Below are 8,533 nucleotides of genomic sequence, written 5' to 3' on the forward strand. Positions count from 1 at the left end.
CGCCGGGGCGGAAGCGCTGGCGCGGGCCGAGGCGGCCTTGCGGGAGGCGCAGGCGGGCGGCGGCCACCGGGTCGAGGTGGCGCCGGGCTGACGGCTGACCCCCGCTGTGCATTGACACGGCCCCGGCTTCCAGCGTCCAATGCGGGCATCATGAAACGCTTCCAGCAGATGGGGCGTGTGGGCGCTCTGGCGGCCCTCACCCTGACCCTCGCGGCCTGCGGCACCCTGAACACCCCGAACCCCTCCCGTGGCATGGACACCGACTGGCGTGACGACGCGATCTATTTCGCGCTGACCGACCGCTTCCAGAACGGCAACCCGGCCAACGACAACGGCGCGAACCGGAATGCCGGGGACCGCGCCGACCGGACCAATCCGCTCGCGTGGCACGGCGGCGATTTCGCGGGCCTGAAGGCGAAGATCGAGGAAGGGTACTTCAAGCGGATGGGCTTCACGGCGATCTGGATCAGCCCGGTCGTCGTGCAGGTGCCCGCCATCGAGGCGGGGTCGGGACCGCACCAGGGCCGCCCCTTCGCGGGCTACCACGGCTACTGGGCCGAGGACTTCTTCAAGGTCGATCCGCACTTCGGGGCCCTGGACGAGTACAAGGACCTGATCCGCACCGCCCACCGCAACGACCTCAAGATCCTGCAGGACGTGGTCGTGAACCACGCGGGCTACGGGGCGAAGCTGGTCACCGAGAAACCCGACTGGTTCCGAACGGGCGAGGAGTGCGGCGAGGACGACGTGACGACGTGCCTCGCCGGGCTGCCCGACTTCCGGCAGGAGGTCCCCGAGGTCACCCGTTACCTCAACGACTTCGTGAGCTACTGGCAGCGCGAGACGGGCATCGACGGCCTGCGGATCGACACCATGAAGCACGTCCCCGACGCGTACTGACGGCAGTTTTTCGCGGCGGGTGGCGCAGGCGACCCCCGCAAGCTGTGGTCGGTGGGCGAGATTTTCGACCCCAGTCCGGCGCGGCTGGCGCACTTCATGAACGACCTCGGGGCGCCCAGCGTGTTCGACTTTCCGCTGTATTTCGCCATCAAGGACCAGCTCTCGACCCCGAACGGGGACCTGGGGCGGGTGGCCGACGTGTTCGCGCAGGACGGCGCCTACCGCGACCCCACCCGGCTGACCACCTTCGTGGACAATCACGACGTGCGGCGCTTCGTGAGCGAGGTGCAGGCCAAGGGCGGCAGTGCCGCGCAGGCCGCCGAGCGCCTCGACCTCGCCCTGAGCCTGATCTACACCTCGCGCGGCACGCCCAGCGTCTACCAGGGCACCGAGATCGCGCAAGCCGGTCTAGGCGACCCCTACGACCACCCGGCGGGCCAGAGCAACCGCGAGGACATGAACTTCGCGGCCCTGGCGGGAAGCACGCTCGACGAGCGCCTGGGCGCCCTGGCCGCCGCCCGGCAGAAGTACCCGGCCCTCACGCGCGGCGCCCAGCAGGAGCTGTGGCGTCCCAATGGGGGTGCCCCCGTGCTCGCCTACCGCCGGGTGCTGGGCGGCGAGCGGCCCGTCGTGGTGGTGCTGAACAACGGAGACACGCCCCTCGACCTCGCCACGTTGCCGGGCGGCGGCATTCCCCTGCTGGGCACCTTCGGGGCGGGGGCACTGACGGAGATCACCGGGCGCACCTCCGACCTGCGGGTCGAGGGCGGGCGGCTGGTGGGCACCGTGCCCGCCCGCGCGGCGCTGGCGGTGGCGGGCACGGCGGGCAGTGCGGGCACCGTCAATGCCCGGCTCCCTGAGGTGAGCGGCGTGACCGCGCGGGCCGGGGACGGCGCCGCCGAACTGCGCTGGACGGCCCCCACCGACCCCGCCGTCACGGGGTACCGGGTCTATGCCCGCACCGGCAGCGGCGCCGAGCGGCTGCTGAACTTCGCCCCGCTGGGGCGCGAGCAGACGACCTACCTGGTGCGCGGGCTCGCCAACGACCAGCAGACGACCTTCCGGGTGGTCACGGTGGACGCCGCCGGAGCCGAGAGCCGGGGCGTGACGGTGGCCGCCACCCCCAGCGCGAACAACACCGTCCAGGTCACCTTCACGGTGGACGCCCGCAGCCAGGGCAACGGTCCCATCGAGCTGCGGCGCTTCGACACCGGGCAGCAGGTCGAGTACCCCATGACCCAGACCGGGCGGGGCATCTGGAAGACCGACATCGAGCTGCCCCTCTTCCGCGAGATCAAGTTCAAGTTCGGGAGTGACCACCCCGGCGCGAGGAACAGCGGCTACGAGGGACCCGACCAGCCCGACCGCTCCTACGTGGTGGGCACGGCGGGGAACAGCTACAGCGGCACCTACGACTTCATCTCCCGGCCCGTGCCCGGCGCCGTGATCGAGGGCCGCGTGACGGGTGGGGGGNGGGCACGGCGGGGAACAGCTACAGCGGCACCTACGACTTCATCTCCCGGCCCGTGCCCGGCGCCGTGATCGAGGGCCGCGTGACGGGTGGGGGGCAGGGGCTGGAGGGGGCGCTGGTGGAAGCCACCTCCGCCGACCCGAAGGTGAATTACGCCCTGACCTTCCCCGACGGCTCCTACACCCTCCTCGTCCCGGCGGGAGAGCAGACCCTGAAGGCCACCGCCGAGGGCCTCGCGGAGGCGACCCGGCAGGCCACCGCCCCCGCCACGGGCGTGGACTTCGCACTGGCGCCCGCCGGAGCGCCGGGGCCACAGGTCGGCAAGTACCGCATCGACGGCGATCTGAGCGACTGGGCGGCGCCCAAGGTGAGCGTGCAGAGCCCCGGCGAGGGCGTCGTCTTCGGGGCCGACAACAACTGGCTGAGCCTGCGGGCCGACAGTGACGCGCAGTATCTCTACCTCGCGTACACCTATCGGGTGTCGGGCAACAGCGCGATTCTCTATCTCGACTACCAGCAGGGCGGTGCGGCGCAGGCCGACCGCTTCGAGGCGTGGCGGCAGGCGGCGACCTTCGGGGGCGGCATGGGCGGCGTGGACGCCTTTATCGCCCGCTACGGCGACGAGGCGGCCGAGGTCCGGCGCGTGGAGAGCGACACGGCGACGCCAGAGGTCGCGGCGAGCGGGTACACGGTCGGGACCTCGGGCAGCCTGCCCGCCCAGACCGTCGAGCTGGCGATTCCCTGGAGCAGCCTGGGCCTGAGCGGTCCCCCGGCGGCGGGCGTGAACGTGGTGGGCGGCATCTTCGGCGGCCCCGGCTACGGCGCGGGCGACATCATCCCCGACGCGGGCAGCACGCCCCCCGGCGCGAACACCATCGGCAGCGACGCCGAGCAGCGCCGGGCGACCTTCACGGCCCCCGTCACCGTCCGCTGAGGGTTTAGACTCGGTTCACCGGGGGAGCCTCACCGTCAGGCTCCCCTTTTCGCTGGCCCTGCCTGCCCCCGCCTGACACGGGGCTGACACAGGGCCGGAGAATCGGAGGCGATTGTCATGGTCCTGTCTAAATTCATGCCCAAAAACCCGCAGTTCAGCGCCAAGTTCGCCGAGGCCGCCCGCAACGCCCACGTGACGGCGCAGGCACTGGTGGAACTGCTCGAGAACTACACCGACGTCGAGGCCAAGGTGAACCGGATCCGCGGCCTCGAACACGAGGGCGACCGCATCAGCCGCGAGGTCACCAACATGCTGGCCGAGTCCTTTATCGTGCCCTTCGACCGCGAGGACATCATCTCGCTGAACCATGAACTCGACGACCTGGTCGACCACATGGAGGACGCCGCCCGCAAGCTCAGCCTCTACGGGGTGGAAAAGCCGCTGCCCGAGATGGCCCACCTCGCGCGGGTGGTCGAGCAGCAGTGTGCGCTGCTGGCCCAGGGAATGCCGCTGATCGAGACCAAGGACCGCGTGCGCGAACTCGCGGCGCTGGCCGAGCAGATCCGCACGCTGGAAGACGAGGGCGACACCATCAGCGACAACGTGCAGCGCGAACTGTACCTGGGTGTCCACGACGTCCCGGGCATGATCCGGGCGATGCGCGGCGGCGAGATCGTGGACCTGATCGAGGAAGCGTCCGACCAGGCCCAGCGGGTCGCCAAGACCGTCGAGAGCATTCTGCTCAAGAACGCCTGAGCCGGGGGACACGCGACAGACATGGAAGCGGCCCTGATCGGATTTGTCATCATCATCGCGCTGGCGCTGGCCTTTGACTTTATCAACGGCTTTCACGACACCGCCAACGCCATCGCCACCTCGGTCGCCACCAAGGTGCTCACGCCCGCGCAGGCCATCGCCATGGCCGCCGTCCTGAACGTGGTCGGGGCGCTCGCGGGTACGGCGGTCGCCAAGACGATCGCCACCGACATCGTGCCGCAGGAATTCGCCACGCTGGGCCTGACGGGCGCGGCGCTGCTGAGCGCGATCATCTGGAACCTCTTCACCTGGTGGAAGGGCCTGCCCAGCTCCTCCAGCCACGCCCTGATCTTCTCGCTGGTGGGCGCGGGCGTCGCGGCGGGCGGCTGGGGGATCATCGTGCCTGCCGGGGTCCGCAAGACCCTGACGGGACTGGTGAGCAGCCCGCTCCTGGGCTTTATCGTGCCGATCCTGCTGATGGCGCTGCTCTCGTGGCTGGTGCTGCGCTGGATGCGCCCGCGCACCGTCACGCGCACCTTCCGCTGGCTGCAGATCGGCTCGGCGGCGTTCATGGCCTTCTCGCACGGCAGCAACGACGCGCAAAAGGCGATGGGCATCATGACCTTCGCCCTGAGCGCCTACCTGGGCACCCAGGTCGGCGAGGTGCCGCTGTGGATCATCCTCTCGGCGGCGCTGGCGATGGGCCTGGGCACCGCGCTGGGCGGCTGGCGCATCATCAAGACGATGGGCTTCAAGGTCGTGGACCTCAAGCCGGTCGACGGCTTCGTCGCCGAGGCCAGCGCCGCCGCCATCATCGTGGGGGCCACGCAGCTCGGCATCCCGGTGAGCACCACCCACACCATCTCCTCCTCGATCATGGGCGTGGGCACCACCAAGGGCTTCCGCAAGGTCAAGTGGCAGGTCGCCGGGCGCATCATGCAGGCCTGGGTCTTCACCATCCCGGTGTGCATCGCGCTGGGCTGGGGCATTCACAAGCTGATGCTGCTGACGCTGGGGATTTAGCCTGTAGACCGTGGCGTGTGGCCTGTCGAGGAAGGTGGGAAGCGTCCCGGAACGCCTCCCACCTTCCTCTTTTTCCTTTCTCTACAAGCTCCGGGCCACCCGCCACAGGTCCTACGTCAGTCCCAGCCGCCGGGCCTCCTCCCACAGGTAGGCGCGGGCGTGGGGGTGGGCGGCCTGCTCGATCAGGGCCGCGGCCTGCGCCTTCTCGTCGTGGCCGAGAATCTCCGCGACGCCCTGCTCGGTGACCACGGCGGTGGGCTGAAAGGAGGTCGTGGGCTCCTGCAGCAGCGGCACGATGGTGGACACCTGCGCCCGGGGGTGCCAGGAGCGCAGCGCCATGAGGGCCTGTCCGCCGGGCGAGTGGAGTGCCCCCACGATAAAGTCGGTCTGCCCCCCGAAGCCCGAGTGGATGCGGGCGCCGATGCGGCTGGCGTTGGCCTGCCCGAACAGGTCGATCTGCAGGGCCGTGTTCACGCTCGTCATGGCGGGCTGCTGCGCGATCTGGGCGGGGTCGTTGGTCACTTCGGTGCGGCGCATGATGACCCGCTCATTGCCGTCCAGCCAGCGGTACAACTCCGGCGAGCCGAAGGCGAAGGACGCCACCACCGGTCGGTCGGGATCCAGCGCTCCTGCCGCGTCGAGACTGAGGATGCCGTCGCTGAACATCTCCGACCAGACGCCCAGTCGGTGGCGGCGGCTCAGGCCGGGCAGGGTCGCGTCGGGCACCTCCCCGATGCCGAGTTGCAGGGTCGCGCCGTCGGGCACGCGGGCGGCCACCCGGTCCCCGATCAGCGCCGCCGACTCGGCCGTCCCCGCCGCCTGTTCGCCGCGCGGGGGGGGCGAGGCCAGCGGCTCGTCGGTCTCCAGCAGGCCGTCGAAGAGGCCCACGTCGTACTCCCCGTCTCCGAAGGTGTAGGGCATCCGGGGGTTGAGCTGCCCCAGGATCAGGCCCCCGCGTGCCCGGCAGGCCTCGATCGCGGCGGGCAGGATGTTGACCTCGGTGCCCAGCGACACCCGGCCGCCGCGCGGCGCGGAGACGTGCAGCAGCAGCACGTCGGGCGGGCGGGTCGTGGCGAACAGCAGCGGCACCTGCGAGAGCCGCGCGGGGACATAGCTCAGGCGGGCGCTGCCGCGCATCCCCGGCCCCACGAAGGAGGTCTCGTAGCTCACCCCGTCGCGGCGCGGCAGGCCACGCGGGGCGTTCAGGGCGTTCAGGCGGTAGCCGGGCAACGTGGCGTCCACGAGTTCGAGCAGCCGCCACGGCACCGCGTGGTTGCCGCTCATGACCACGCGGGCGCCGGGCGGGAGCCGCCGTTCCTCCAGCAGGGCCTGGAGCTGGGCCGCCGTCTTGGTGTTCATGACTACATTCTGCGACGGGTGGGGCGAATGCGCCGGGGCATTTGCCAGGAGGTCATGTCCGGCCCGGACGGCTGGCCCACAGCTCCAGCAACCCGCGCAGGGTCAGCGTCTCGTCGTAGTGGTCGATCTCGCAGCACAGGCCCTCCACCGTGCGCGAGAAGCCCCCGGTGGCGACGGCGACGGCCGGACCCGGCAGCTCGGCGCGGATGCGGCGCAGCAGACCGTCGACCATCTCGGCATAGCCGAACACCAGCCCGGATTGCAGGGCGTGGGTGGTGTTCTTGCCGATGGCGGTGCGCGGGGCTTCCAGCGTGATGCGCGGCAGCTTGGCCGCCCGCGAGAAGAGGGCGTCGGCGCTGAGCTGCGCGCCCGTCGCCAGCACGCCCCCCAGAAAGCGGCGCCCGCGCCCGATCACGTCGAAGTTGGTGGACGTGCCGAAGTCCACGACGACCGCGTACTCATGCCCGCCCAGATACCGCTCGGCCCCGAACAGGTTGGCGAGACGGTCGGCCCCCACCGCGCCGGGCTGGTCGAGTTCGACGGTCACGTCGGGCAGAGCCTCGGCGCTGACCTCCAGCACCTCGACCCGGAAATGACGGCGCAGCGCCAGCGCGTAGTTCTGGCCCAGCGGCGGTGCCACGCTGCTCAGGACGGCGGCGCGGGGCGGAGCGGCTCCTGCCAGCGCGAACAGGCCCTGAAGTTGCAGCGCGAGGTCGTCGGGCAGGTGATCCCGGTTGGTGCGCACCCGCCAGGTGTGGGTCAGGGTGAGGTCAGCGGCCGCGAGGCCCAGCACCGTGCTGGTGTTGCCGATGTCCACGGCGAGCAGCGGAAAGGAGGAGAGGGAGGGGGAGGCAGGCACGGGGGCATTGTGGCAGAGGCCAAAGGAGGGGGGCAGGGGCCGAGGCTGGCCCGCTGCCCCCCCGTGCCGGATTTACTGGAAGCTGCCCAGGTCCAGCGTCACGCTGTAGGCGCAGTTGGTGTCCGCCTCGGTGCGGATCAGCAGTTCGGCCTTGTCGCTGGCGCCCAGCCCGGCCTTCAGCGGCTCGAAGTAGTAAACGAGCGTGCCTGCCCAGGTGCCCGCGTCCTGCTTCCAGTCGCTCACGAAGGAACGGCGGGTGGGCGCGAGCAACTTGCCGTCCGCGCCCCGCATCCGCACGAGGTAGGCGTCCCGCGCCTTTTCGGTGGGAAGGCCGCGCACCTGAACGTCCACCCGCAGGAGGCCGTCTCCCAGACGCTTCCCGGCCAGCTCGGCGCCCAGCGCGTCGGCGGTGCCCAGATTCTTGAAGCTGTCGCGGGCCTCCACTGCCTGGAAGTACAGCTGGTCGGCCTGCCCACTCGCGGTCACGGCCAGCGGACGGCTCCCGGCCTTGAAATCGGTCGGCGCGGCGAGCCAGTCGGCCACGCACCGGTCGCCGCCGTCAAAAGCCTTCGCCGCCCCGGCACCCGAGACGAACTGGCCGTCTTTGACGTTCAGGTCGATCGTCTGGTAGGTGGGCACCGCGTCGCGGCGGCCATACGCGCCGTCGATGACGTTCCTGGCGGTCGTTTCCTCCAGCCTGGGCACCCAGGCGAGGGCGGGGGCGGAGAGCAGAACAGCGAGGGAAAGCAGGGCAGTTTTACGCATGATGAACCTCATAACAAAGTGGGATGACGGGAGGCTGACCTGGAGCGGTCCGGGGATCAGGCGTCCTTGAGATAGACGACCCGGCAGGCCGCGCCCGCCTTGCGGAACTCCGCAGCGGCAGCGGCGCTCAGGACCACGTCGGTCCGCACGGGGGAGTTGGGGGCGATGCGGGGAGCCTGCACGCGCGTGGCCCCCACGCGGGTGATGTTCTGGAAGGCCCCGAGCTGCCCTTCCGAGGTCGCGTAGGTGTGAAGGTTGCCCTCGTTGACAAGCTGGGAGGACACACCGCGCACCAGGGCCGCGTCGGGCCAGAGCTGGGTGCCCGCCGCGTCGTACACGTGACTGGTCATGTCGCGGTCGAAGCGGCCCAGCCCACGCACGTCCACGACGACCGTGCAGGTCAGGGGCCGCGTCTCGGTGCCTGCTGCCGCGCCGCCGCCCCCACCCGCGCGGGCGATCTCGCCGC

The 8,533-nt window shown here is 70.8% G+C and carries 7 protein-coding genes and 1 pseudogene; 4 read left to right on the forward strand and 4 right to left on the reverse strand.

Going from position 1 to position 8,533, the window contains the following annotated elements; all coding sequences use genetic code 11:
- Nucleotides 1-252: 252 nt before the first annotated feature.
- From QOL99_RS12190 to QOL99_RS12205, 4 genes and pseudogenes are all read left to right on the forward strand, one after another.
- A pseudogene (locus QOL99_RS12190) lies at nt 253-2,442 on the forward strand (alpha-amylase family glycosyl hydrolase).
- Nucleotides 2,427-3,305, forward strand: coding sequence for a carboxypeptidase regulatory-like domain-containing protein (locus tag QOL99_RS12195; protein WP_285524175.1), 879 nt, complete (start codon nt 2,427-2,429; stop codon nt 3,303-3,305). The pseudogene QOL99_RS12190 and the gene QOL99_RS12195 overlap by 16 nt, the downstream one beginning before the upstream one ends.
- Before the next feature lie 117 nt (nt 3,306-3,422).
- Entirely contained in the window at nt 3,423-4,061 is a 639-nt protein-coding gene (locus tag QOL99_RS12200) for a DUF47 domain-containing protein (protein ID WP_285524176.1), read from the forward strand.
- Between the two features lie 21 nt (nt 4,062-4,082).
- Complete coding sequence (locus QOL99_RS12205; RefSeq protein WP_285524177.1) at nt 4,083-5,084, forward strand: inorganic phosphate transporter; 1,002 nt, start codon at nt 4,083-4,085, stop codon at nt 5,082-5,084.
- Nucleotides 5,085-5,195: 111 nt separating this feature from the next.
- Here QOL99_RS12205 and QOL99_RS12210 read toward each other — a convergent pair whose 3' ends face one another.
- The 4 genes from QOL99_RS12210 to QOL99_RS12225 form a co-directional block, all read right to left on the reverse strand.
- Nucleotides 5,196-6,443, reverse strand: a complete 1,248-nt coding sequence (locus tag QOL99_RS12210) for an acetyl-CoA hydrolase/transferase family protein (RefSeq protein ID WP_285524178.1) — start codon at nt 6,441-6,443, stop codon at nt 5,196-5,198.
- Between the two features lie 52 nt (nt 6,444-6,495).
- Nucleotides 6,496-7,302, reverse strand: a complete 807-nt coding sequence (locus QOL99_RS12215; RefSeq protein WP_285524179.1) for a type III pantothenate kinase — start codon at nt 7,300-7,302, stop codon at nt 6,496-6,498.
- A 72-nt stretch (nt 7,303-7,374) separates the two neighbouring features.
- Nucleotides 7,375-8,067, reverse strand: coding sequence for a hypothetical protein (locus tag QOL99_RS12220; protein WP_285524180.1), 693 nt, complete (start codon nt 8,065-8,067; stop codon nt 7,375-7,377).
- Nucleotides 8,068-8,123: 56 nt separating this feature from the next.
- On the reverse strand, nt 8,124-8,533 hold a 410-nt coding region (locus QOL99_RS12225; protein WP_285524181.1), incomplete at its 5' end, for a hypothetical protein.

The organism is Deinococcus rhizophilus, from assembly GCF_030271215.1.
Classification (GTDB): Bacteria; Deinococcota; Deinococci; order Deinococcales; family Deinococcaceae; genus Deinococcus; species Deinococcus rhizophilus.

Coding starts and splice junctions, on each gene's coding strand:
- QOL99_RS12200 (WP_285524176.1), top strand. CDS start 3,423: ATGGTCCTGTCTAAATTCATGCCCAAAAACCCGCAGTTCAGCGCCAAG.
- QOL99_RS12205 (WP_285524177.1), top strand. CDS start 4,083: ATGGAAGCGGCCCTGATCGGATTTGTCATCATCATCGCGCTGGCGCTG.
- QOL99_RS12220 (WP_285524180.1), bottom strand. CDS start 8,067: ATGCGTAAAACTGCCCTGCTTTCCCTCGCTGTTCTGCTCTCCGCCCCC.
- QOL99_RS12210 (WP_285524178.1), bottom strand. CDS start 6,443: ATGAACACCAAGACGGCGGCCCAGCTCCAGGCCCTGCTGGAGGAACGG.